Source organism: Psychrobacter sp. AOP3-A1-26 (genome assembly GCF_052378235.1).
GTDB lineage: Bacteria > Pseudomonadota > Gammaproteobacteria > Pseudomonadales > Moraxellaceae > Psychrobacter.
Window position 1 is genome coordinate 23,595 of record NZ_JBQSXN010000009.1, and the last position, 24,105, is coordinate 47,699.

Annotated in this window: 17 protein-coding genes; 10 read left to right on the plus strand and 7 right to left on the minus strand. The window is 43.0% G+C overall.

The features are described from left to right. Positions 1–185: 185 nt before the first annotated feature. The 5 genes from rnc (at position 186) to ACT3TU_RS03120 (ending at position 4,053) form a co-directional block, all read left to right on the plus strand. The gene (gene rnc / locus ACT3TU_RS03100; protein ID WP_192528847.1) at positions 186–983 is read left to right on the plus strand and encodes a ribonuclease III; all 798 of its coding nucleotides are present in this window, start codon (positions 186–188) and stop codon (positions 981–983) included. Positions 984–1,142: 159 nt separating this feature from the next. Beyond that, positions 1,143–2,255, plus strand: a complete 1,113-nt coding sequence (gene era, locus ACT3TU_RS03105) for a GTPase Era (RefSeq protein WP_192522560.1) — start codon at positions 1,143–1,145, stop codon at positions 2,253–2,255. A 69-nt stretch (positions 2,256–2,324) separates the two neighbouring features. After that, positions 2,325–3,125 (plus strand): DNA repair protein RecO, encoded by an 801-nt coding sequence (recO, locus tag ACT3TU_RS03110; protein WP_192522559.1) that lies wholly within the window; start codon positions 2,325–2,327, stop codon positions 3,123–3,125. Then, positions 3,098–3,277: a hypothetical protein gene (locus ACT3TU_RS03115; protein ID WP_192522558.1), complete on the plus strand. Its 180-nt coding sequence runs from the start codon at positions 3,098–3,100 to the stop codon at positions 3,275–3,277. Before recO ends, ACT3TU_RS03115 begins: the two co-directional genes overlap by 28 nt. Then, positions 3,274–4,053 carry a pyridoxine 5'-phosphate synthase gene (locus tag ACT3TU_RS03120; RefSeq protein WP_192522557.1) on the plus strand — a complete coding sequence of 260 codons (780 nt, stop codon included), beginning with the start codon at positions 3,274–3,276 and terminating at the stop codon, positions 4,051–4,053. The genes ACT3TU_RS03115 and ACT3TU_RS03120 overlap by 4 nt, the downstream gene beginning before the upstream one ends. 195 nt (positions 4,054–4,248) lie before the next feature. On the opposite strand, the gene ACT3TU_RS03125 is transcribed toward ACT3TU_RS03120, so the two are convergent. Beyond that, a complete protein-coding gene (locus ACT3TU_RS03125; protein ID WP_444752743.1) occupies positions 4,249–4,809 on the minus strand; it encodes a GspH/FimT family pseudopilin in 561 nt (186 codons plus the stop codon). Positions 4,810–5,477: 668 nt separating this feature from the next. Here ACT3TU_RS03125 and ACT3TU_RS03130 point away from each other — a divergent pair. Together ACT3TU_RS03130 and typA are read left to right on the plus strand one after the other, a co-directional pair. Further along, a complete protein-coding gene (locus ACT3TU_RS03130; protein WP_192522555.1) occupies positions 5,478–6,785 on the plus strand; it encodes an OmpA family protein in 1,308 nt (435 codons plus the stop codon). A gap of 356 nt (positions 6,786–7,141) precedes the next feature. Further along, on the plus strand, positions 7,142–8,992 hold the full coding sequence (typA, locus tag ACT3TU_RS03135) for a translational GTPase TypA (RefSeq protein ID WP_192522554.1): 1,851 nt from the start codon (positions 7,142–7,144) through the stop codon (positions 8,990–8,992). Between the two features lie 142 nt (positions 8,993–9,134). Here the strand turns inward: typA and ACT3TU_RS03140 are convergent, their stop codons facing one another. The 6 genes from ACT3TU_RS03140 to cysM form a co-directional block, all read right to left on the minus strand. Beyond that, positions 9,135–9,590, minus strand: a complete 456-nt coding sequence (locus ACT3TU_RS03140; protein WP_444784012.1) for a hypothetical protein — start codon at positions 9,588–9,590, stop codon at positions 9,135–9,137. Positions 9,591–9,919: 329 nt separating this feature from the next. Further along, positions 9,920–10,879 (minus strand): bifunctional DNA-formamidopyrimidine glycosylase/DNA-(apurinic or apyrimidinic site) lyase, encoded by a 960-nt coding sequence (gene mutM, locus ACT3TU_RS03145; protein ID WP_192522552.1) that lies wholly within the window; start codon positions 10,877–10,879, stop codon positions 9,920–9,922. Between the two features lie 64 nt (positions 10,880–10,943). After that, positions 10,944–13,496 carry a RelA/SpoT family protein gene (locus ACT3TU_RS03150; protein WP_192522551.1) on the minus strand — a complete coding sequence of 851 codons (2,553 nt, stop codon included), beginning with the start codon at positions 13,494–13,496 and terminating at the stop codon, positions 10,944–10,946. A gap of 443 nt (positions 13,497–13,939) precedes the next feature. Beyond that, a complete protein-coding gene (rlmD, locus tag ACT3TU_RS03155; RefSeq protein WP_192522550.1) occupies positions 13,940–15,481 on the minus strand; it encodes a 23S rRNA (uracil(1939)-C(5))-methyltransferase RlmD in 1,542 nt (513 codons plus the stop codon). 61 nt (positions 15,482–15,542) lie between these two features. Beyond that, positions 15,543–16,379, minus strand: a complete 837-nt coding sequence (locus ACT3TU_RS03160; RefSeq protein ID WP_444784013.1) for a 3'-5' exonuclease — start codon at positions 16,377–16,379, stop codon at positions 15,543–15,545. Between the two features lie 39 nt (positions 16,380–16,418). Beyond that, positions 16,419–17,387, minus strand: coding sequence for a cysteine synthase CysM (gene cysM / locus ACT3TU_RS03165; RefSeq protein WP_444784014.1), 969 nt, complete (start codon positions 17,385–17,387; stop codon positions 16,419–16,421). A 330-nt stretch (positions 17,388–17,717) separates the two neighbouring features. On the opposite strand from cysM, the gene ACT3TU_RS03170 reads away from it, so the two are divergent. The 3 genes from ACT3TU_RS03170 (at position 17,718) to ACT3TU_RS03180 (ending at position 23,660) form a co-directional block, all read left to right on the plus strand. Then, positions 17,718–21,218: an ATP-binding protein gene (locus ACT3TU_RS03170; protein WP_444784015.1), complete on the plus strand. Its 3,501-nt coding sequence runs from the start codon at positions 17,718–17,720 to the stop codon at positions 21,216–21,218. A gap of 143 nt (positions 21,219–21,361) precedes the next feature. Beyond that, entirely contained in the window at positions 21,362–22,174 is an 813-nt protein-coding gene (locus ACT3TU_RS03175; protein ID WP_192522546.1) for a crotonase/enoyl-CoA hydratase family protein, read from the plus strand. Positions 22,175–22,400: 226 nt separating this feature from the next. Further along, positions 22,401–23,660 (plus strand): multidrug effflux MFS transporter, encoded by a 1,260-nt coding sequence (locus ACT3TU_RS03180; protein ID WP_192522545.1) that lies wholly within the window; start codon positions 22,401–22,403, stop codon positions 23,658–23,660. The last annotated feature ends 445 nt before the right edge of the window (positions 23,661–24,105 follow it).

Here is a 24,105-nt window from a genome sequence, read left to right on the forward strand (position 1 = left end):
TAAAACCAATTGATGAATATGGTTATTAACGACTATAGTCTGTTTAAAGTAATTTGGATACAAAGAAGGCGAGTGCAAGCACTACAAATAGTAGACTGAGTGAGCCTGACGCCGTATTCGATTTTATATGGAATTGACGATATTAACCAAATCAGTAAAACAGAAGGGATAACCATAAGCCACGCATGAAACCAACTTCGCAGAACGCCCAAGCGCTTCCTACTACCCCAAAAAACAGCATGTCTGGCGACACGCTTGTTGTTAGCTCAGAGTTTATTCAGCGGTTAGCTATTTTGACGCGTAAGTTAGGCTATGTGTTTAATAACTTAAGCTTGCCAAAGCTGGCACTCACTCATCGCTCGTTTGATAGCAAAAAAAACTACGAGCGTCTAGAGTTTTTAGGGGATGCATTATTGGGGATGATTGTCGGTGAGGCACTATACCATCGTTATCCTACCCAAAATGAAGGCCGCTTGACTCGGATGCGGGCAACTTTGGTCAGGCAAGAGTCGTTGGTTATCATTGCCCAAAACTTAGAGCTTTCTAATCATCTTATCTTAGGGATAGGTGAGCGCAAGGGCGGTGGTCGTAATCGTGCGTCTATATTGGCGGATGCGGTAGAGTCTCTGATTGGCGCTATCTATTTAGACAGCCAAGATATGGACATTACTCGCGATTGCGTTCTCTCTTGGTATGGCAGTTTGATTGATAACGTCAATGATCAAAAAGCTCTAAAAGATGCCAAGAGTCGCTTGCAAGAATGGCTACAGTCTAAGCAGTTTGACTTGCCTCATTATGAGCTGATGGAAACCCGAGGTAACGCCCCGCATCAAATCTTTGTTGTACGTTGTCATGTTAATATCAATAACTGTGCTGATATTACTGAATCTGGCGAAAGCCGCCGTATCGCTGAACAAAAAGCCGCTGAGCTGATGATCAATCAATTGCATAAACTCCCAAATTCAGCTAAAAAGCGCACATAACGGATATGTAGCTAGGCGCAAAACATGATTCTAGTCTGACAACCTATTTTAAGACCTCAATATTTTCCAGCCAATAACGGTGCCGATTTTTTAGTGTTGATACAATCAATGCCTTATTAATCACCGTTTGACTGGTTATAAACCCTACAGGATTACCCTATGAGCAATCGTACTGATTTGCCATCCAATAATGAAGATAATGCCGACGATATGACCGAAAACACAGAATTGAATCCAAACCAAGGTAATAAAGATACCACTAATGATGATATAACGCATTCAGAAGATATTACATCAGAAAACGATACGGCCATTGAAGATTTTTTTGCCCCTAGTAGCCATGGGCATGTTGCTGATGATTTTAAGGCAGGTTATGTGGCCATCGTTGGGCGTCCAAACGTCGGCAAATCAACCTTGATGAATCACTTATTGGGTCAAAAACTATCTATCACTTCACGTAAGCCACAAACCACTCGCCATCGTATTCATGGTATTTTATCAAACCATGAAATGCAGGCTGTGTTTGTAGATACTCCAGGTATTCACCGTAATGAAGTGCGTGCTATCAATGAGCGCATGAACAAAGCCGCAGTATCTGCCTTAGTAGATGTTGATTTGGTATTATTCGTCGTTGACTCAGATCAGTGGCGTGACGATGATTTGTTGACCCTGCAGAAACTCGGCGAGACAAATTTGACCGTGGTATTGGTCATTAATAAAGCGGATACTTTAAAAGATAAGGGCAGCGTGTTGCCGCTTATTGAAACCTTTAGTGATAGTTTCGATTTTGCTGATATTGTACCTGTCTCCGCATTAAAAAGTCAGAACCTAGACCGTCTACAAGAAGTGATTGCCTCACATCTACCAGTTGCCGCACCTATCTATGATACTGAGCAAATCACCGACCGCTCAGAGCGTTTCTTAGCCAGCGAAATTATCCGTGAAAAAATCATGCGTAGCGCAGGCGATGAAGTACCGTATGATTTAACGGTACAGATTGACGAGTTCAAAGATGAGCCTGCGCATACCGATCCAAAAACAGGTCGTCCACGTAAGGCTTGTACCTTTATTGATGCCACTATTTATGTCGAGCGTAGTGGCCAAAAAGCCATTGTTATCGGTGATAAAGGTCAACGTATCAAGCAAGTTGGTATGGATGCTCGTAAAGATATGGAGCAGCTCTTTGATAAAAAAATCATGCTGACACTATGGGTAAAAGTGAAGCGCGGTTGGTCTGATGACGAGCGTGCGTTAACCAGTTTAGGGTATTAATCGCAAAGTAGCGCTTTAATCACTTTTTTATGTGCTCGATACTGATGCTTAATGTTGAGGTAATAACACATGCGTAATGAAGCGTTAGTCGGTTATCTATTGCATCAGCGCCCCTATCAAGAAAAGCGCGCCTTATATTATCTTTTTTCTCAGCAACATGGGGTGATACACGGTATTGGGAAAAAAGGCGCGCCCTTATTTATGCCATTGCAACTCTTCGCCACTGGTAAACGTGATTTAAAGACTTTTAGTCAAATTAATATTGCCTCACAAAATATTATTGAGACAGGCGCCGCAAAAGACGCTGCTACTTTGCTACAGCCAGTGCCTTATCTAGAGTCAGCTCCTTACGAAAACATCACGGGCCAACATCAATACTCGGCATTGTATTTAAATGAAATACTGTGGCGTCTCCTACCTACTGAAGACCCGATGCCAGTATTGTGGCAGCATTATAAAGAAAGTCTGATTCAGCTTAGACAGCCTTTAAGCGCCAATCAATTGCGTCTGTGTTTGCGCCAGTTTGAACAGCACTTATTTAGCGAGTTGGGTTTTACCTTAGCGCTAGCTCATGACAGTATGCAGGATGGCATTGAAGCTGATTGTGTGTATCGTTTTTTACCTGATGTGGGTTTGGTTGCTGTCTCTATGCCTACTTCTCAGAATAATATGCCGTCTGAGCATGTAGAAAGTGCTACTGGACAAAGCCTTTTTGTAGGTGCGGATATTATTGAGATGGCAAAATTGGGTATTGCTGAAACCACACTGAATAATTGGTCAAGGATTCATCGGCAGCTGATAGACCATCTACTTGATTATCAACCATTACAAAGTCGTCTGTTATGGCAGCAGCAACAGCGCTATCAATAATAGAATTGTTATTTGCTAATAGCTTCACTATAGTTGAGCTACTTCAAAAAAGACAAATTATAGTTATAGTTGATTCACTTTTAAAAGAATATAGTGCTGCTGGGATGCTTGTTTTTAAATATAGGTTTTGTTATCAAAAGGATTTATTATGACCACCTCTTCATTCGCTTCATCTAAAAATACTTCTCAAACCCCTTTGTTAGGCGTGAATATTGATCACGTGGCAACTTTACGTCAAGCACGTGGGGTGATTTATCCCAGTCCGTTAGAGGCCGCTTTATTGTGCGAGCGTGCAGGTGCCGATGGTATCACTATCCATTTGCGTGAGGACCGTCGTCATATTCAAGACTCAGATGTCTATGAGATAGCAGGGCAGTTGACGACTAGAATGAATCTAGAGATGGCAGCGACGACTGAGATGCTAGTGATTGCCTGCGAAGTTAAACCATTTTGGGTATGTTTAGTCCCCGAAAAACGCGCAGAGCTAACGACAGAAGGTGGGCTTGATGTCGCAGGACAAGTTGCTTGGCTGACCGATTATATTAGCAAGTTACAGGCTGCAGGCATTAAGGTCTCTTTATTTATTGATCCAGAAGACAAGCAGGTTTCTGCGGCCATAGATTGCGGTGCTGATGCCATTGAACTGCATACGGGTGCTTACGCTGAAGCAGGTTTAGCGGACAATAGAGCGGCACAAGGTGCCGAGCTAAAACGCATCAAACATGCGATTGCTACTGCGCAACGTACCAATAGCGAACTTTTGATTAATGCAGGACATGGCTTAACCCGTGATAATGTCAATGCTATTGCACAGATTGAAGGCATTTATGAGTTAAACATTGGCCACGCACTCATTGCCGATGCTGTATTCGTAGGGTTAGAGCAGGCGGTTATTATGATGAAAGAAGCGATGCACAAAAAACCTTAAGCTATGTTTTATACATTCTATACAGCCCCTAAATTAAGATACATTTTCTTTGACGCGTGACGGGTATTAATTTTTCTTGCTTGCGGTGTCTACGCTGACAGAGGCTGCAAAAAATTAATACCAGTCGCACGGTATCTTTTTTACATCGAACTGACGATATTTTAAGCATTCGGGCAGGCCTTATTACTCGTCGCATTATTTATTACACTCGGTAGGGTGGTCTTCATTAAGTTTCTGTTTAATAATGCCTGTCTGGTTGAATGAGATTTGATACATGGCTTGACTATAAGTAGCGATCGGGCAGTATTTGATATGGCCAAAATGCCCTCGAGGTGTGCCACTATTACCCCAAAACTTAGTGTAATGACGCTCGTTTCCTACTCGCAATTTCAGCTTGCCGTATTTTAAGTTTAAAGTTTGCTGGCTCAGCAAAAAATCTACCTGAGCATCAAAGTGATTATTACCATTACTGTCTATAAATAATAAAAGTATTTTATCACTGTCTCTATCGCAACGACCAGCAGCATTAGATAGACAAACCAACACGTTTTGGCGTCTAATAAGACTTTCTGCTTTTGCTAAACGTAGAGCGCTTTCTAGTTGGTTTTTGATGCGCTTAGCTTCCATACTTGCTAACTGATTTAGAATTGCCGGAGTAGCGATACTTGCTATGATGGCCAATACAGCGACAGTAACTATGAGTTCAACCAACGTAAAACCTTGTCTGCCTCTATGCCCAAGAGTCCTTATCTGTATTCTTTTTTCTTTCCTAGAGTTAGGTGTCCTAAGCCATTGGAAGTAGAACCAAAAACCATAAACACTCGATCTACTACTGTTCGCGAACTCATTCCTAACCAAAGTTAGGGTGAATAAAGAAAATTTAGATAGCCTTTCATAACTTAACAATATCTTATAAAGAAGTGTCATGAGGTCTTATTGCCTATGATGAGTAAGTTGGCTAGCGACAGATAAATTGTAACAACAGTTATCTTTGTAATGTATGAAATAATGTTGACTGATACAATATAAACAGAATATATGTCTACTGTCAAAAAATGTTTCAATTAGTGAATGACAGGTTTTAGTAATAGAGAAAAATGTCTAAATGTATTAAAATATGTCCAGACAGTAGGTATTGCTCGGCTGACTATCTATTGTGAACTGACATACAAAAGATAAAAATCGTAAGGTGTGTTAGTTCTAGGTAACTTAAGCGGATTATTGTGTTTTAGTTACGACAGTATCGTGTAATAATGTGTAGCTCGTTAACGAAAAAAGTTGTAAACTGAATTGATAATCGCTAAGCTACTCCTTAATTGGTTTTGCTTTGTCACTTACAAATTCGTAAAAGATGTCTATTTTAGAACATCTTGAGAAGCGGTTTTGCTTAATGCATCACTAAAATTATCCTTTGGAGGAAGTCCATGAAATTGAATAAAATTGCTCTAGCTATTGTTGCTGTAGCGGCTGCACCTTTAGCAGCTAATGCTGGTGTAACTATCAGCCCATTATTACTAGGTTATCATTACACTGGTGAAGCTCATGATGATCAACGTGATCTTCTTGCTACTGGTAAAAACCTTTATGAAAACGCCAATGGCGATGTTATCGGTGATGGTACTCGTGGTAACAACAATGGTGGCGTAGCCAAAGAAAGTAGCCTATATACTGGTGCTGCATTAGGTATCGAGCTAACTCCTTCTACTCAGTTTCAAGTAGAGTACGGTGTATCTAGCGCGAATGGCGAAGCTTCTGAAGATTCTGCTGATGCAGGCGTTAACCGCTTTGACGTCGAACAAACCATGATTTCTGGTAACTTCTTGATCGGTACGGAAGAATTCACTGGTTATACTGATAACGCATTCAAACCATATGTATTGGTTGGTGCTGGTCAGTCTAAAATCAAAGTAGAGAACCAAGAATCATATAAAACCACGGGTGCGTTACAAGGCATTCCAGCTGGTACTGAAATAGCTGCTGGTACTGAAGTATCAGAAACAACCGATACTATCGGTAACCTAGGTTTAGGTGCTATGTATCGCATCAACGACGCGCTAAGCCTACGTGGTGAAGCTCGTGCGATTCATAACTTCGATAACAACTGGTGGGAAGGCATGGCGTTGGCCGGCCTAGAAGTTGTACTTGGTGGTCATTTAGCGCCTACGGTAGCTGTACCACCAGTTGCAGAGCCAATGGTTGATGATACGCCAGTAGTGGTTGTGGAATCTGATCTTGATTCTGACGGTGATGGCGTACCTGATAGCATCGATGCATGCCCAGGCACTCCTATGAACGTTGTAGTTGATGAGCGCGGTTGCCCAGTACCAGTAGATATTACTGATGAGCTGAAAATGGAACTACGTGTATTCTTTGATAACGATAAATCAGCTATCAAAAACCAATACAAACCAGAAATCGCTAAAGTAGCAGAGAAGATGCGTGAGTATCCAAACTCTACAGCACGTGTAGAAGGTCATGCTTCTAAAACTGGTCCTTCAGCACGTTATAACCAACGCCTATCTGAAGCTCGTGCCGTTGCTGTTAAATCTATGCTAACTAATGAATTCGGTATCGCTCCAAACCGTCTATCAACTGTTGGTTATGGTTATGACAACCCAATCGCGCCAAACGATACTGAAGAAGGTCGCGCTATGAACCGTCGTGTTTATGCCATCATCACTGGTGACAAAACAATGACTGTTGAACAAACTAAAGATATGGTTGTTGAGTAAATAACCGCTCATTAGTTATAATTTTAAATATATAGTTACAAAAAAAGCTGCCCATTGGGTGGCTTTTTTTTATTTATGTATTGAGAAAGGTGAGTTATTGCATAAATTTATCAAGCAATAATGTTATACTAGCTGCCCAAACATTCTGTAAATTGACAGAATGTACATTAGCATAGCTATCTGTATGATGAATTTATCAGCGTAGATGTTTGATTATACTGAAAATAATTAAACGACAGCACCTATTGTGTAGTCGCCTAAAAGTAAGTATTTAATATCTACCTGATTGAAGATAAAAGTTTATCCAGCGGTGCTTAATGCTACTGCATTTTCTTAAGACGAAACGAGCATTTTATATGGCGAACGATATCAAACACCTGCGTAACATTGCAATTATTGCCCACGTTGACCACGGTAAAACAACTTTGGTTGATAAATTATTACATCAATCTGGTACTTTTGACGACCGTGCAAACATTGCTGAACGTGCGATGGATTCAGGTGATATTGAGCAAGAGCGTGGTATTACTATTTTGGCTAAAAACACAGCCATCCGCTGGACAGATACTACTGACGAAACTGAATACCGTATCAACATTGTCGACACTCCAGGTCACGCCGACTTTGGTGGTGAGGTTGAACGTGTTATGTCAATGGTTGACTGCGTACTACTAGTAGTAGACGGTGTTGATGGTCCAATGCCTCAAACTCGTTTCGTGACTCAGAAAGCGTTCGAGCAAGGTCTAAAGCCGATTGTTGTTATTAACAAAATTGACCGTCCAGGTTCACGCCCTGATTGGGTAATGGATCAAATCTTTGATCTGTTTGACAATCTAGGTGCAACCGACGAGCAACTAGATTTCCCCGTTGTTTATGCCTCAGCATTGAACGGCATTGCAGGTTTAGAAGCTGATAATTTAGCGGATGATATGACACCGCTTTTCAAAACTATCGTTGATGTGGTTCAGCCTCCGCAAGTTGATGCTGATGCTCCATTCCGTATGCAAATCTCTAGCCTTGACTACAATAGCTTTGTGGGCGTGATTGGTATCGGTCGTATCCAGCGTGGTAAAGTTAAAACCAATACTCAAGTGACGGTCGTTGATAAGAACGGCAATACTCGTAATGGTCGTATTTTAAAAATTATGGGCTATCACGGTTTAGATCGTATCGACGTAGAGGATGCACAAGCAGGTGATATCATCTGTATTACTGGTATTGATTCTCTTAATATCTCTGATACTATTTGTGATCCCAATCATGTTGAAGCATTGCCAGCGCTAACGGTTGATGAACCAACAGTATCTATGAACTTTCAAGTGAATAACTCACCTTTTGCTGGTCGTGATGGTAAGTTTGTGACCTCGCGTAACATTCGTGAGCGTCTTGAGCGTGAATTGATTCACAACGTGGCATTACGTGTAGAAGACACTGAGTCTCCAGATAAATTTAAAGTATCGGGTCGTGGTGAGCTTCATCTATCTGTACTTATCGAAAACATGCGCCGTGAAGGCTTTGAGATGGGTGTTTCAGGCCCAGAAGTTATCGTTAAAGAAATTGACGGTAAACTACAAGAACCGTATGAAAATGTCGTCTTCGATATTGAAGATGAGCATCAAGGTTCTATCATGGAGCAGGTTGGTCTACGTAAAGGTGAGATGACCAATATGGAGCTTGATGGTAAAGGTCGTATGCGTATTGAAGCGACTATACCAGCCCGTGGTTTGATTGGCTTCCGCTCTGAGTTCCTAACATTGACTTCAGGTACGGGTATCATGACCTCAAGTTTCTCACATTATGGCCCACAGAAAATTGGTGACGTTGGCGGCCGAACCAATGGTGTATTGGTTTCTATGGCAAAAGGTGTTTGCCTAGGCTTTGCACTGTTTAACTTACAGAAGCGCGGTAAGTTATTTGCTGAACCACAGCTCGAAGTATACGAAGGTATGATCGTCGGTCTTAACTCACGTAACGACGACATGGCGGTTAACCCAACAACGGCTAAGCAGCTAACCAACGTCCGTGCTAGTGGTACGGATGAAGCGTTAACGCTGACTCCAGCAGTTAAGTTCACGCTTGAGCAAGCACTTGAATTTATTCAAGATGATGAGTTGGTTGAAGTAACGCCAAAAGCAATTCGTCTACGTAAGCGTTATTTGACTGAAAGTGAGCGTAAGCGTCATGGTCGTGGTAAGAAAGGTGCTTAATAGTTTGGTTTAACCAAATTAAAGCAATAAAAAAGGCTAACGCAAAGTTAGCCTTTTTTATTGTCGATTGATAAGTTTTTGTCTTTAATAGATGTATGTTACTTAATTTTTCTAAATATCACACCTATGGAGTGAGTAACGTTTAAGGTGTGACGACCACATAGTCGTTGGTATTGATCAAAATCTCCGAGGGTTGGTCGACGACAATGCGCACTACATTATTATCAACAACTTGAGATTTATAATAGTTATCTTCAGCAACGGTACAACCTAAGCAGCGGCCCATTGCGTCCCAAGGTTCAACGAACAGCTTTTGCTGAGCTTGATCTGCATTACCACCGATCAGTGAAAAGGGCAAACTAACGATATAAGCTGCAGTACCCGCAACGGCGCTGACCAGTTGTAAAGGCTTACCAACCACGGTATCAACCACCATCGTGTCGTAAGAAGGTCCAAAGTCAGCTTCATCAATCTCTATCGCTGCCAAGGCAGGCTGCATGCTAGCAGCCATCAAACCTAAGCTTACGGCAACAGTAAAAACACTTTGTTTAACTGTGCTTTGCTTAACTGTACGTTGGTTCTTGGCTTTAACAGTCATAACGGTATCCTAAAATTCATAATTGGTATGATTACTGGCTGTTGCTATCTCCAACATAGAGATAATTTCTCTATATAAGCAATGCGGCAACGATAGGTAGGGCGAATATTACAGATACATAAACAGTATGCACTATTTATGTAAGTGCTAGCACCATTAAAGCAAGATGTGCGTTAATAAGCAATAAAAATGCGTGCAATATGTGTATTGAAGCACAAAAATGCAAGATATTTAGGAACAATTGTTTTTCTGGTATGTCAGGAGGCTGAACGCCCAGAATAGGGCGTCTAAGGTAAAGTAACTAGCAATTGTCTAAAATAAAAAGGTTTTTAGATTATTGGCTGACAACTAGGGCAATAAACACTGGCTCTTCCAGTAAGCTTGATATTATCGAGTACCGTATCACAATGTGGACAAGCTTCTCCTTGTCTACCATACACGTTCAACGTCTGTTGAAAATAGCCTGTTTGACCACTGGCCACTGTGAAGTCACGTAGCGTCGAACCACCAAGTTTTATCGCCTTTTGTAAAATAGTTTTGATATGAGCGACCAGTATGACTATTTTCTCATATGAGACGTCATTGGCTGGAGTGGCGGGGTGAATGCCTGAAAGATATAAGCTTTCAGTCGCGTAAATATTGCCGACGCCGACCACCACTTGCTGTTCCATAATCACAGACTTTATGGCACGTTTGATAGGCTGCTTATTGGTAGTGGTTTTATTGACGGTAGCTTTTCGGGTGCTGGCTTTATTGGCTAAAGGGTCATCAGGCGTTTGATTGGAGTTATTGCTACGCTGGATTAAATGATATAAGTAATCAGCAGTAAACTCCTTTGATAACGGCTCAGGTCCTAAATGACCCAATAGTTTATCACCGTATTCTTCAAGCCATAAGACTGATCCAAAGCGCCTAGGATCATAATAATGTAGCTGGGTCTTCGTATTATCAGCATCAGTGAAGCTCATAACCAAATGATCATGTTTGCGTTTATCAGTACTGTAATTGTGCTGTTGTAAGCTCCCTGACATACCTAAATGAACCAAGAGTTGTTTTGGCTGTAAATGCTTAGAAGAGTCGGTATTACCGCCCATTGCTGGTAAAAAATTAAGTATTAAGTACTTTGCTCGCCGCTTGACACTCTCTAAAGTGTAACCAACGAGACTATTTAAATCATCTGGCATCGACCAACGTAATTTGGGTTGGAATACTTTTACATTGGCCACTTGTTGGCCTAATAATGGCTCAAGGCTGGTCTTGGTTGTTTCTACTTCAGGTAATTCAGGCATGGTGTTTTTTATGAAAACTCTATTATGAATGAAAGGCGTTTTTGAAAAATGCGAATTATTTTAATCAAGCGACAGCACGGCGAGCATGTAAGATGCCATGCTGCTGTTCGAGTTTAGCCAATAGCTTGGATAAATGTGCCAGCCCTGAAACTTCAATATGAAACTTTAAAAAGGCAATATTATCATCGTTACTCAGCGTTTCAACTTGACGAATATTGACGTTTTCGTTATCAATAATTTGGGTCAAGTCGCGCAGTAGCCCGCGTCTGTCGTATGCCTCTACATGGATGTCAACCGGTTGATAGCGACCTGATTTAACTTTCCAAGCAGCATCAATTTCGCGTTCAGGATCACGTTCAATTAAACGCAAATATTCTGGGCAGCCGCGATTATGTACGCTAACGCCACGTGATAAAGTGATATAGCCAGAAATTGGCTCACCGTGTACAGGATGGCAGCAGCCTGCTAAACCAATCTCGATATTATCCAAGCCATCGATATGGATTTTGTAGGCGTCAAGCTTTCCAGAATCCCTGGTGTTAATACTAGGAGTAAAATCTTCTTCAGTTTTCTCAGGTTCTAAATGCAGTTGCCGAGAAATATGGCTGGTAAGCTGGTTAAGACCAATATCGCCCGTGACCAAGCCCACAACAATATCATCGGTATTATTGACATTAAAATGCTGCGTATAGTCATTTAAATCGATGCTATTGGGGTGCACTGATAAACGCTCAAGCTCTTTGCTGAGCATCTGTCGACCTATTTCAATGTTCTTGTCGCGGTCTTGTTTATTAAACCATTGACGCAGTTTTGAGCGTGCGCGGTTGGTGTGAATATAACCCAGTGATGCAACCAGCCAATCGCGGTTGGGCTCACGTGATGCCTTAGTGATAATTTCGACTTGCTCACCCGTTTTGAGCTGGTAGGTCAACGGTACATAGCGTTGATTGACCCGAGCAGCTTGCGCGCGGTTACCAACTTGGGTATGGACATAATAGGCAAAATCAAGAACAGTCGCGCCCTTTGGTAGCTCAGTAATATCGCCATCACGGCTAAAAATATAAATGCGCTCGAGCTCATCGAAATCAACCACTTGGTCTTCTTCATCAAACTCTAATTCTTCTAGCTCTTCACCAGTTAATAATGTTGAGCGCGGTTGATTGCGTGTTTCGTTATTGATAGACAATAGCTGACGTAATGAGCTGATTCTTTGGTTTAGGTAGTTGTCTCTCTTATTTTTTAGGCCTTCTTTGTAATTGACATGGGCGCACATGCCAAGCTCAGCCTCAAAATGCATTTCTTGAGTGCGAATTTGCACCTCAAGCGATTTGTTTTCAGCAATGACCGCGGTATGCAGCGAGCGATAGCCGTTAGATTTTGGGTTGGTAATATAATCATCGAACTGCTCAGGAATATAACGCCATAGACCGTGTACCAAGCCCAAAACATGATAGCAATCCGAAGGATTATTGACCAAAACCCGTAAAGCACGAATGTCGTAAAGCTGATCAAAGGACAAGCCTTTTTGCTTCATTTTTCGATAAATAGAATAAATATGTTTAACGCGTCCTGAGACTTCACCTTCAATATCGGCTTCTGCCAAGGCGTCGTTAAGTTTGTCTTGTACGCGCTGAATATAGGACTCGCGTTCACTGCGTTTTTCCGATAGTAGCTTAGCAATTTCTTTATAGCGTTCAGGCGCAAGGTAGCGAAAGGCTAAGTCTTCAAGCTCCCATTTTAGTTGGGCGATACCCAATCGATGCGCTAATGGGGCATAAATGGTCATGACCTCACGTGCCACGCGATTTTGTCGCTCCTCGTTAGAAAAGGTTAATTCGCGCATGGCAAAGGTACGCTCAGCCAGCTTAATAAGCACGACGCGCACATCGTTAGTGACAGAAATGAGCATGCTATAGATATTGGACAGTTGGTCACGCTGGTTATTGACGAAATGATCTTCTAAGCGTTTGTTACTCTCAATAATTTCAGACAGCTTACCCATTGCCAAGGTATCTTTGACTAGGGTCGATATATCGGTGCCGAATTTTTTTTCGATATCAGCCAGACTTATGATTGATTTGCGCGCACTACGATAGAGCATGGCAGCGACAAGCGCGTCTTCATCTTGATAAAGGTAAGTTAAGATATCGGTCATACCAATACCAGTCACGTAAGCGCCTGAGCGCTCCGATTCGCTAGTATTCATATGGCTGCGAATAAATTCACAGGCAGCGCTCAGGTTAGGTACAGACTCTTGCCCAATCCGCTTGGCGACGTTATCTAACCAAGTAGGGACATCAATATTTATCTGGTCCAAATCAATCGCTTCAAACTCTTTTTCCGAGAGTATGGGTGATTCATCGAGGATTTTATTGTCTAGATATTCGTTTTCAAGGTTTGGGTCATGACTATGGTAAGCATAGTGCGCCGAGCGATCAAAAGTAGTGTGTAGCTTATGAGTCGCCAATTGATGTTTGATATCCAGTGGAATTTGGGCATAGCTATTGGCAGACTGATGGGAACGTTGACTGGCGACCAGCTGCGCCGCTAGTGTGGCACTGTCGGCTTGCGTGGTCTGTCCATCTACCAGCGGTAATCCTTCACGAATTTTTACCATAGCCGACTCCTCTTAGCCATTCTAAATTGATTATAACTTTATCTATTATGTGGACACTTATGATTCAAGATTCATAAATAGTTCAAGACTGATGTTTTTTAAGATCTGTTTTTAAGATCTATAAAGTGCCAGCGATAAAACAGTATAACTGCTAAAAAGTCCATTTCTAGCAGTTATAAAACGTGCGTAAAATATATAAAGCTATGGGTGTAAATACTCACTATTTCCTTAATGAAAAACAATAAAAAGAGATAGTAAAATTTTATATTATTATCTCATGTTGCAGTAACAAATCAAGCGAGGCTATGTAATGTCTACAGTTAATCAGAATAAATAGCCGTCATTGATTGCTACTGCTGACACTCAAGTTTTGGTTGAGTGTCAGCGGCTTTTAATACGGTTATTTAATACTCTGAACCGTTAATTTGAGAGAAAGTAAAGAATCAAACGGCGATTTTTTCAAAGCGCGCGATTGATTCGACATGACCGGTATGACAGAACATGTCCATCACGCCCGCATCCGTCAAACGATAGCCTTGTTCTAATAATGCTTTGGTATCACGAGCGAGGGTTGCTGGATTGCAAGAGACGTAAACGATACGCTCAGCGTTGAATTTGGGTAAATACTGCATGATTTCCCATGCGCCAGAGCGTGGTGGATCGATTAATAATGCATCAAAGCCTTGGTTGGCCCAAGGTTCATCGGTACAGTCGTGGGTCAAATCTTGGCTATAAAATTCGGTGTTATGAATACCGTTACGGCGGGCATTGTCTGCGGCGCGTGCGGTCATTGCTTCACTGCCTTCAACACCAACCACCGAACCTGTTTCGCCAACCAGTCGCGCTAGCGGTAAGCTAAAGTTACCCAAACCACTGAATAAATCCAGCACTCGCTCACCTGCTTTTAAATCCAACAAATCACAAGCAAGCTTGGTCATTTGACGATTCACAGACAGATTAACCTGGGTGAAATCGGTAGGAATAAATTCAAATGTCAAATCGTACTCTGGCAGTTGATAATACAGGCGTCCAAACTGCTGGCTCATATCATCAGCATCGGTCAAAGCAATCCGCTGGATAGTATCAGCACCTTTAGACTGCAAGTACAACTGCCAGTTACGCGCCGCAAAGAACGTCTTTAGCTTATCAATATCAGCATCTGATAATGGCTCGAGATTTCGCACGATAAGCGCCACGGGCTGATTGCCATCGGGTAGCTCTGGCATCTCTTCACCCATGGCCAATTCAAGCTGGGCAATCTTGTTACGACTTTCTAGCGTGCTAATAAGCGCTTTTAAATTCTCAATCTCAAAGCCAATGCGTGGGTCCAAGATATGGCATTCATTGAGCTCTGCCAAAAAGTTACTTGAGCGCTCGCGAAATCCAACCAAAGCGGTTTCTTTTTTGGTGACATAACGCACACCCAATCGAGCTTTGGTACGATAACCAAGACGATCGCCAACCACGGGTGCTAACCAGTTATCAGGCGCCACATTGGCTTGGTGCATAAGCATTTCAGCCAACACAGATTGCTTAAAGTTGATTTGGCCATCTGGCTGCCAATGCTGTAGATTGCAGCCACCGCAAACACCGAAGTGCGGGCAGGGCGGTACGGCACGCTCAGGATTTGGATTGGCAGTGATGCTAATGGCATCGCCTTCTTCAAAGCTGCTACGACTATTGGTAATTTTAACTAGGGCGCTTTCACCAGGTAGTGCAAAGCTGACAAAGATTTTTTTGCCATGTTTGTCCTCGATGTGACCATCGTCCACACCAAAACCATTACCGTATACCGCAACGCCGCGACCATCATGCGATAGGCCATCGATAGCAAAGGGTAGTGGCTCAGCGTCTTTTAGACGACGACGCGTCTTTGATGAGGGTTTAGACTTTTTCTTATTAGGCGGAACAGTGATGGTTTGGGTATCGCTTACTTGCGGTGTAGCATCAGACGCTGTAGACGTTTTTGAATCGGTGGGTTGCATAAACCTGCCTTAATAAATTAAATGATAAATACTAAAAAACAAGGATGGAACAAAACGTTCACTACCCTGCTGATTGTGAGTTGGATGCAGATGACCAATCAGCAATAAACGCCTGATGACGAGCACTGCCATCCGCTTGGGTGTATTTTGCTAAGTAATCATAGCTTTGCTGTTGCCAAGCATCAAAATCTTTTGAGGATAGCTGCCCAGTTAAACGCAACCAACGCAAATATATCAGCCAAGTATTCATGACGTCAGACTCACAATAGATAGACAGCGTTTGCCAGTCACCATTATGAAACAGATCACCAACCATGCTGCCGTCGACATCTGTTTTGCCTGGTAGACCGTATAAGCTGGCAACCACATCCATGGCTTCGCGGCGGCTGGCTCCGTATTGGCTAAATCTGTCCATCAAATCAAGGTGACGGGTGTGGAAGCGATTGACGTAGTTATCAAAGCGCATATTTTTGATACGCGCGCCTTCTTCGAACAGCCAAGGCGCTGACAGGTCATATTGCATCGCACGATATATCAGCACAGGAATATCAAAGCCTGAGCCATTCCAACTGATGAGCTGTGGCAGTTTTTCTAGGTCACTAAATGCCCGAAAGAACTTAGCAAGAATGTCTTTTTCGCTAAACTTATCAGCGGTCAACGAAAACAATGAAAACTTGCCATCTTTTATATATAAGGCTGAAATACAAACGATACGCTGTAGCGGCAAACGCATAAAGTCGTGTCCCGCTTCCTGTATGCGTAGCGCCGTCAACGCGCTTAGTGTATCGGCATCATTAAGCTTAGCCAATTGCGGGTAAATACGACGTGCCGCATCTGTATCGGCAACGGTCTCAATATCAAATACCAATATAGGGTCGGATGGTAAGGCTTGTGACATAGTTAATCCTGAGTATTTATAAGCTTGCTGCTTTTGAGATTACAGTGCTTTATTGTCTGCGTTTTCTATGCTGTCATCGACATTGTACAAACCGGTCGATAAATAACGATCACCGCGATCACAGACAATAAAGGCAATGACGGCATCAGGGTTTTCTTTAGCCACTTGCACCGCTGCCCATGCTGCTGCGCCTGAAGAGACACCAGCGAATATGCCCTCCGTTTGTGCCAGTTTGCGCATATAAACTTCGGCGATATGCTGGTCAACATCCATGACTTCGTCGACCAAATCCGCATCATAAATACCTGGCATATAAGCAGCAGGCCAGCGGCGGATACCGGCAATAGACGCTTCTTCATCAGGTTGCAAGCCGATAACTTTGATATCAGGGTTTTGTTCTTTAAGGTATCGTGACACGCCGGTAATAGTGCCAGTGGTACCCATTGAGCTAATAAAATGAGTGATTTTGCCCTCAGTTTGTGCCCATAGCTCAGGCCCTGTGGTGAGGTAATGCGCTTGGCTATTGTCAGGATTGTTAAATTGGTCTAAGACAATGCCTTTGCCATCGGTCTGCATTTGCAGCGCCAAATCGCGGGCGGCTTCCATGCCTTCATCCACCTCAATTAACGTCGCGCCATAGGCAATCATGGCATCTTTACGCTCTTGGGTTGAGTTGGTTGGCATCAGTAGCGTGATTGGATAACCACGCATCGCCGCGACCATCGCCAAAGCAATGCCCGTATTGCCGCTAGTAGCCTCAATCAACATGTCACCAGGCTTGATGTCACCGCGCTGTTCGGCTTGATAAATCATATTAAACGCTGGACGGTCCTTGACAGAACCTGCTGGATTATTGCCTTCAAGCTTGGCCAGTAATGCGGTACCATTAAGCAGTTGCTCTTGTTCAGGCAGGCGCTGTAACTTGACCAGCGGCGTTTGACCGACGCAATCAGCGAGGGCGGTGACTTGAGTGATGAAATTGGCGTTTAACAGGTCTGTAGCGGACATAAGGTATCCTTATTTATATTTTAACTATCATTTTATTTTTGTAGCAAGCAAAAGAATCTGACGACAAGTAAAAAGTTGCATCATTATATCATTTTGTTTTTGGCTACGCTGATGGCATCAACAGATTTTGGTAAATGAGTGGGCAGCCGCCATATTTAGTATTGCGTCTGAATTTGATATTGTGACTGGTGCTCAATCATCAGCAACGCCTGGTAATGACGATATTTATATTTATAAATGCTGTTAAAATAGTTGAGAGACTTAGGGGCTGTCATCAATTAGCGCCGTTATTTATACATAGCCCAATCCCCAGTAGAGAGTAAAGCTAGCATGGCATACAAAAAACGTTTCGATACCAGCAGTGCGTATGGTCAGCTCATCATATTGGTGTTTTTGCCAATTTGTGTGTTGGCAGCGGTCGGTGGTATTTTGGTCTTTTATGAAACCATGCGCGCCAGCAATTCAGAGCAAGAGGTATTGGCGGAGGCGGTGCTCATTCGTTACACTCCAGCAGTTGCCGAGCTGATTCCTGAGCTCTTAAAGCAAGAGCGTCAGCAAGCAAACAGCGAAGTCACTGTAGAGGAGAGGGAGGCAGAAGGCACACCAAAAACAGCGTTAACGGCCATAAGTAAGCTTGAAGAAATCCAAGATAAACTCGGTCGCATGCAGTCCGAGCAACATGTCCAGCGTATCGCAATTATCAATGAAAACAACCAAGTGCTCGCGTCAGTAGGTTATGGATTGGATGAAGCGTGGCCATCGATAGATGCACAAGAGCGCTTCTTATCACAGCAGCCAACGGCTATCGGCACGGCTTATGGCAGTATATTGGGAGAGTTTGAGGGGCAGAAGTTGTGGCTATTGGTCGATATGGACAACGAGCCGCTTTATATTGCGCGTTACCGTATTGCCATGGCATTGGTGATTACCGGTTTGTTCACTATTTTAATTCTCTTGCTCAGCTTAAATATCTATTCAAAGCGCTGGATCGCACCAATTTATGAGCTGCGTCTGCAATTACAACGTACCCATGTTGACAATCTATACCAGCCCGTACCGGTTGAATCAAATGGTGAGCTGAATTTATTACAGCAAGATTTGGTCAAAACGCTGCGTCGCCTGCATAGGAGCTTTCAAGAATTAAAAGACCATGCTGAGCAAACTGAAGATGATTTGCGTTTGGCTTTTGATGAGATGGAGATGCAAAACATCTCTATCAGAAATGCGCGTGATGCGGCAATCTCAACCAGCCAAGCCAAATCAGCATTTTTGGCCAATATCAGCCACGAGCTGCGCACACCACTGAACAGTATTGATGGCTTTATTAACTTACTTGCACGTCATGGCGAGCTAAACCCCGAACAAGATTTATATGTGCAAACCATACGTAAATCATCGGCACATTTATTAGCGTTGGTAAATGATGTCTTGGATTTTTCCAAGATTGAAGCGGGTAAACTGGTACTCGATCGCCATGAGTTTGACCTTTATGACACCATTTATGACGTGGTCGATATGCTCTCACCGGTGTCAGCAGAAAAGGGTTTGCGCATGGCGGTGTTGTTTTATAACGATGTGCCAATGCGTATCAATGGCGATGCCCTGCGCCTCAAGCAAGTACTGACCAATATCGTGGGTAATGCGATTAAATTCACCGATAGCGGCGATGTGGTGGTGCGCGTCAGCTTGGATGACTACCGAGACAATTACTTGATGATTAGCGTGCAAGATAGCGGCAAAGGCATCTCTTTGGCGGATCAAAAAATGCTGTTTCAAAGCTTCAGTCAAGGTGACCCATCAATCACTCGTCAATATGGCGGCACAGGATTGGGTTTGGTCATCTCCAAGCAATTAACCCGTCTGATGGGCGGGGATATTGGTTTTCATGATAATGCTCAAGAAAACATCGCCAATCAAGGGGCCACATTCTGGTTTCGCATGCCAGCACACGTGGATGTTTTGGAAGCCGCCACCGGTCAGACGATTGAGCTACCAGTATTGGCGCCGCTGGCGAGTGATACCGATGAATTTAACGTTTTGATATGGATTAATCATACGGCGTCTATTCAAGTGCTTAAAGCCAGCTTGCAATATTTACCGATTAAATTGACTCAGGCCAACTCGCTACCAGGAGTACTTGAATCATTAAAAGAGCGCGGCAACTATTGGGATTGGGTCATCGTTGACGATGATACCCAGGACGATATGATGGCGCTACTCAAACAAATTCGTCTACATTATCAAGGCAAGCTTGCGGTATTTGGCTATCAAGTGGCTGCCGACCAAGCACTATTGAACCGTTATCAAGCCAATATATTGTATGAGCCATTGGATAAAAGACAGCTCTACGCCATGCTCGATACGCAAAATCGTAGTATGCCAAAAAACTTGCAAGAACCGCGTTGGAAAGGGGTAACGGTACTAGCCGTTGATGACCATCTGCCTAACCTGCTGGTGCTTGATGCCTTGCTTAGCGAGCTTGGTATTCAGGTAATGACCGCGAGTAGCGGTTTTGATGCCATAGAGATTATCAGTAAACAGCAAACCAAAAACATCAAAACCACGAAGAGTGATAAACAAAGTCTGTCGAATAAAACTCAAATCTCTAAAGCTGAAACCCGCGATGAAGTAAATAAAAAATCGAATAATATGCTTTATACTGAAGAGACTATCGAAGACAAAAATAGCACTCAGGACAAAAATAGTATTGATTTAATATTTATGGATATTCAGATGCCACGTATGTCAGGGCATGAGGCGGCTAGGCAAATCCGTAGCATTGAAAATGCTGATAGCCATATTCCTATCATCGCGTTGACGGCACATGGTTTAGCTGATGAGCGAGACAAACTTATCGCTAGTGGTATTAATGACTATGTCGGCAAGCCCATTAGTCAGCCTCAGTTGTTGCAAGTGCTACAGAAATGGCTTGGGCGTACGACGACAGCCTCTGATGCTCATGCACATAGCACGGGTTTGCAGGCTACCCACTTAGCAGAAAGCGACTCGCCACTTGATAGCTCAGTAAATGGTGGTTTTGAAGATGTGAATGCTGAAGCGTATTCGACATGGCCTTCAGATTCTACGATAACTTATCCTATGATTAAAGGTGATGAGAGTATTCGTAATAATGCTTCTAATAAGATCAATCAACAAAAAATCACTCGACCGTTATCATTAAAGAAAATCCGTGATGATTATTTACGAGACAGTCAGCCTCGTGAAGATTATAGACGCGAAACACCGCGTGAAACCCAGCCGCGCTATGAGAGTTTACGCTCGCATAAACAGGGACAAGCACCCTTATTGTATCCCTCACAAAATCCTGTAGATGGCTTGAGTAGTGAACAAGCAGCAGCGAATACTGCACAACAGATGTATTACCAAGAAACCAGCCATCTAAGCGTCAGTGATGGTGATAATACGAACATTTTGAACTGGCAAGATGCCCTTACTCGTTCAGCGAACAAACCTGATCTGGCAGCCAAGCTGATCATTATGATGCTCGATACTATCAATGATGAAAAACAAGCACTCACCCAAGCGTGGGAAGCCCGTGACCGTAGCACACTGGCGCAAATTGCCCACCGTATATTGGGCGGCAGTCGCTACACGGGTGTGCCGCAATTACGTCAGGCCAGTCAAAATCTAGAAGATAAGTGCTTGTTGAATGTACAGCACACCACACCGGCACAGTTTGCCATGCTTGCGCCGTATTATGAGGCATTGTTAACCGCGCTAAATAACTTACAGACGCTAGATTTGTCTGCTCATCCTCAGCTCAATTATCACCGTTTGAGTGAAAACGACATGACATGGAAGATGATTTAGAGCCGATATTTTATGACATTAAGAGTGAATCGTATCGTGGCAGTCAGTTATTGATAAGGTAGCGTAGGGACAAGGCTGTTAATATTACTGCCATCAGCGCTATGCTTATCAGCGCCATTTTTTACTCATTAATAAGGATTGTTATGAATACTATCGCCACTTATCAGTATGAAACCTTACAAGTCAGTGCGACTGACAATATAGTAACGGTTACCTTAAATCGTCCACACAAAAAAAACGCCATGAGCTTTAAAGTAGTGAACGAGCTGATTGCAGTAGCAGGTCGCATTAGCAAAGACAAAACGATACGAGCGGTCATTCTCAATGGGGCGGAAGGGACGTTTTGTGCGGGTATCGATTTGGGCGATTTAAACCATCCCAAAAACCAAGCATTCGCGGTTTGGGAGCTGGTAAAGCCATGGCAGAGTTCGTTCCAACGCGTTTGTCTGGTGTGGCGTGATCTACCAGTGCCTGTCATTGCCGTTTTAGAAGGGCACTGTATTGGTGCAGGGCTGCAATTGGCGCTCGCCTGCGATGTGCGTATCAGCCATCCTGATTGCCAGCTGTCTATCATGGAAGCCAAGTGGGGCTTAGTGCCCGATATGGGTTTAACACAATCAGCGTTTGGCGTGGTCCGAGAAGACGTACTAAAGGAGCTGGCAATGAGTGCGCGCATGGTCGATGGCGATGCCGGTAAAGCGCTGGGTCTCGTCAGTCATTGTAGTGAGACGCCACTTGAGCAAGCCCAGCAGCTTGCGGCTGAATTTGCCGAGCGCTCTCCCGATGCCGTGCTGGCGAGTAAACGGGTGATTAATGCCATGCATCATCAGCCTGCGACTACCTTATACAAAGAAAAAGTCTGGCAGCTGAAAATGATGCTCGGACGTAACCGTAAGCTGGCACTTAGAAAAGCCAAGCAAGCCAGTACCGCGTTTGGTAAGCGTCAGTTCCGTTAGAAAAGTGTGCCCTATCTTGATAGATTGTTTTAGGTGTGAAAGTTTGTTTTATTAACGTCATACGTCTATTGAATTACAAGCAGATAGTACGATATAAGACGGTCGGCTTGCGTCACTGGACGTAAGTATGCATGATTGTTTGTAGAAATTATTATTTCTTAGGTAAAATTACACAAACAGCGTATCAATAATAAAATAAATAATCACTCTATAGAATGGTCTAAATATGTCTGCTCCACAATCCTCCCTACCCAATAAACCGATTGCTGCTGATCGCGTGCGCTCTGCTGATTTGCCTGTTGCATGGATTATGATGCTTGGGCTTATCGTAGCGGTAGGGCCATTATCCATCGATATGTATCTACCAGCATTACCATCGATGGCAGATGATTTTGGCGTCTCAACAGCATTTATGGCCAACTCCGTTCCTGCTTATTTTGTTGGTTTGGTTTTTGGACAACTGTTTTATGGGCCATTTAGTGATCGTGTTGGCCGAGTAAAGCCTTTATATATCGGCATGACGCTATATGTCGTCGCTTCCATTGTCTGTGCGACCACAAATAATGAATATGTATTGTTTGTCGGGCGAACCATGCAAGCGCTGGGTGCGTGTGTGGGTGCAGTGGTCACTCGCGCCGCTATTCGAGATCGCCTGACTGCCAAACAAACTGCCAAAGCCTTTTCTATTATGATTTTGGTGATGGGCTTAGCGCCGATATTAGCCCCGTCGCTTGGTGCGCTGTTTTTACAGTTTTTTAACTGGCATTCTATTTTTTGGTTTTTGGCCGCTTTTGGTACACTTAATTTATTACTCACGAAGTTTTTCTTTTTTGAAACGCTTAGCGAAGAAAACCGTAATACGCGCCCTGCCAAAGAAGTCCTTAGTCAATATTGGGACTTGTTAAAAGACCCCACTTTTAACTATCCAGCGATTGGTGGCGGGCTATTAATGGGCGCAATGTTTGTCTATATTAGCTCAGCCTCTGAATTAATCATGGATACCTATGGCGTATCAGCGACACATTTCGGTTGGCTGTTTGGCATGAATGCGGCGGGCTTTGTGGGCCTCACTCAGCTAAACCAATGGTTGACCAATCGTTTTCGTATTTTGAGTATTTTGCGTTTTGGGGCGATGATGCAGGTCATTTCTGCGGGTGTGTTGTTCGTCATTGGTATGGTTCTTGGTGCGGATGCGTGGCTACCACTGGTATTGGCCTGTATTTTCTTTTGTATCGCAGGCTTAGGTTTGACCCAGCCCAACGCTTCAGCGATTGCACTGGCCTTTCAAAAGCACCGTGCGGGTATGGCCAGTGCCTTACAAGGATCGCTGATGTTTTCAGTGGGTATCTTTGGGGGTTTATTATTAAATTTATTCCCAGTCAATCCAGTCCTAAAAATGGGTATCGCGATGTTTTCCCTAATGAGCCTTGGTTGTTATTTGATTTGGCAAATCGACCGTAACTTGAATCTTGATAATGCAGAATAATTAACGGGCAGAGTAGTTAATAGATAAATTCTAGCTAGCTATAATAAATATCGAAAAAGCATTTAGCACGTATTATACGTCTAAATGCTTTTTTTATGTTTATACCAAACCCAAAAAGTACGATTAGCCCTGTCAAGCTCGTTTAGTCTACAGTGCGTAGCACTTGTACTCGTTTTCCTTGCTACTCTAATTTTTGTAAATGGTATTATAAGAAGTATAAGAATTAACCCATAACAAAAGTCAAATAAAATTGTTGCATTCGTAAGTTCATTTTAGTATGATTAAAAATGTAATTTTGTGTAATAAAAAGCAATATACCTGTGTAAAACCTTACTTAATTGTAATTAAGCAACCATTCATAAAAAAATATTTCTTCTAAATCATATTGTCTAAGATTGTTTTTATTCAACGTTTTATAAAAATCTTATCTAAACTTATCTGGAAA

Bases quoted from the DNA above. Each gene is read 5' to 3' on its own strand.
- ACT3TU_RS03140 (WP_444784012.1), bottom strand. From the start codon at position 9,590: ATGACTGTTAAAGCCAAGAACCAACGTACAGTTAAGCAAAGCACAGTT.
- ACT3TU_RS03175 (WP_192522546.1), top strand. From the start codon at position 21,362: ATGAATACTATCGCCACTTATCAGTATGAAACCTTACAAGTCAGTGCG.
- rnc (WP_192528847.1), top strand. From the start codon at position 186: ATGAAACCAACTTCGCAGAACGCCCAAGCGCTTCCTACTACCCCAAAA.
- ACT3TU_RS03120 (WP_192522557.1), top strand. From the start codon at position 3,274: ATGACCACCTCTTCATTCGCTTCATCTAAAAATACTTCTCAAACCCCT.
- ACT3TU_RS03150 (WP_192522551.1), bottom strand. From the start codon at position 13,496: ATGGTAAAAATTCGTGAAGGATTACCGCTGGTAGATGGACAGACCACG.
- ACT3TU_RS03170 (WP_444784015.1), top strand. From the start codon at position 17,718: ATGGCATACAAAAAACGTTTCGATACCAGCAGTGCGTATGGTCAGCTC.
- mutM (WP_192522552.1), bottom strand. From the start codon at position 10,879: ATGCCTGAATTACCTGAAGTAGAAACAACCAAGACCAGCCTTGAGCCA.
- rlmD (WP_192522550.1), bottom strand. From the start codon at position 15,481: ATGCAACCCACCGATTCAAAAACGTCTACAGCGTCTGATGCTACACCG.
- ACT3TU_RS03130 (WP_192522555.1), top strand. From the start codon at position 5,478: ATGAAATTGAATAAAATTGCTCTAGCTATTGTTGCTGTAGCGGCTGCA.
- ACT3TU_RS03115 (WP_192522558.1), top strand. From the start codon at position 3,098: ATGGCAGCAGCAACAGCGCTATCAATAATAGAATTGTTATTTGCTAAT.
- era (WP_192522560.1), top strand. From the start codon at position 1,143: ATGAGCAATCGTACTGATTTGCCATCCAATAATGAAGATAATGCCGAC.
- ACT3TU_RS03160 (WP_444784013.1), bottom strand. From the start codon at position 16,379: ATGTCACAAGCCTTACCATCCGACCCTATATTGGTATTTGATATTGAG.
- recO (WP_192522559.1), top strand. From the start codon at position 2,325: ATGCGTAATGAAGCGTTAGTCGGTTATCTATTGCATCAGCGCCCCTAT.
- ACT3TU_RS03180 (WP_192522545.1), top strand. From the start codon at position 22,401: ATGTCTGCTCCACAATCCTCCCTACCCAATAAACCGATTGCTGCTGAT.
- typA (WP_192522554.1), top strand. From the start codon at position 7,142: ATGGCGAACGATATCAAACACCTGCGTAACATTGCAATTATTGCCCAC.
- cysM (WP_444784014.1), bottom strand. From the start codon at position 17,387: ATGTCCGCTACAGACCTGTTAAACGCCAATTTCATCACTCAAGTCACC.